The following is a 918-nucleotide window of genomic DNA, read 5'->3' as shown; positions in this document are numbered from 1 at the left end:
GCCGCGCTATGATAAAATGACGGCAAATCGTGAAATAATTTTTTTACTTCCATCAGTTGCAGCTGGTGGGATTATTTTTTTGTTCATCTTTTCGATAAATGATTAGTACATCAGAACTCCATGAACCCTCTAAAGCACTTGTACTGAATTTAATATCGATGACTTCTAAATCAGGATTATGACCTAACCATCTATTAACCTGTTCAGTGATATCCTCACCAATGATTTGTTTTACCGCGATAGTTCCTGCTACTCCCATTTCCATTGTTTTCACCTCCCCTCAAGTTAGAACTAAAATCGTTCATCAAATTTCGCAAAGTGTCTAAAAAGGAAAGCCTGGTTAGGCTTGTTGAAGATAATCTTCGCAATGCGTATTAAAACTTACTTTAGATTAGAATTAAATACACTCTAAATACTCTTTTTTTCCTTTGAAATTATTTTCATAATCATTCAGTTGCTTTTCACCATTTATCAATTTGTCGAACGCTTTTTTTGTATCTTCATAACTTTTAAAAGTTAATTCGAATCTAAATCTTTCATTACGATTAGGAGAAAAAGAACCATCCAATGTTTGTTTAGATTTTGGATAAGATGCAAGTGTAGAACCGTATGGCATAAATGAATAATCCGTACTCCATTCCTCTATTTGAATAAGTGTTCCATCTAACATCATTCCCTTTTCTAATACTTCCATTTTCATTCTCCTTTTTATCAAAATTGGTTAAGATCCTCTCCTTGCAACGTGTCGACATGCTGCATGTAATTGTTTTTAGGAGTAGGTTTCTTCACATCGTCCAATACAATGGCTAATAGCACCGTGAATAAAATAAGAAGGCTTAGAATTAATACTGCGCTTATTAGCAACTCGAACCACTTCACGATTTTCCTCACCCCTTATCCTTAATCACTCCGTAAATC

The 918-nt window shown here is 34.2% G+C and carries 3 protein-coding genes; all 3 read right to left on the bottom strand.

Annotated elements, in window-relative coordinates; translation table 11 throughout:
* Positions 1-52: 52 nt before the first annotated feature.
* Positions 53-265, bottom strand: a complete 213-nt coding sequence (locus tag B5V89_RS15335; protein ID WP_108072799.1) for a hypothetical protein — start codon at positions 263-265, stop codon at positions 53-55.
* A gap of 132 nt (positions 266-397) precedes the next feature.
* Positions 398-694, bottom strand: coding sequence for a hypothetical protein (locus B5V89_RS15330; RefSeq protein ID WP_108072797.1), 297 nt, complete (start codon positions 692-694; stop codon positions 398-400).
* A gap of 17 nt (positions 695-711) precedes the next feature.
* Positions 712-879, bottom strand: coding sequence for a hypothetical protein (locus B5V89_RS20160; protein ID WP_181294691.1), 168 nt, complete (start codon positions 877-879; stop codon positions 712-714).
* Positions 880-918: the final 39 nt, after the last annotated feature.

The sequence above is a fragment of the Heyndrickxia sporothermodurans genome (genome assembly GCF_003055045.1).
In the GTDB taxonomy this organism is placed as follows: domain Bacteria; phylum Bacillota; class Bacilli; order Bacillales; family Bacillaceae_C; genus Heyndrickxia; species Heyndrickxia sporothermodurans.
Note: the sequence above shows the minus strand (reverse complement) of the source record. Positions and strands in the feature narration are given on the sequence as shown.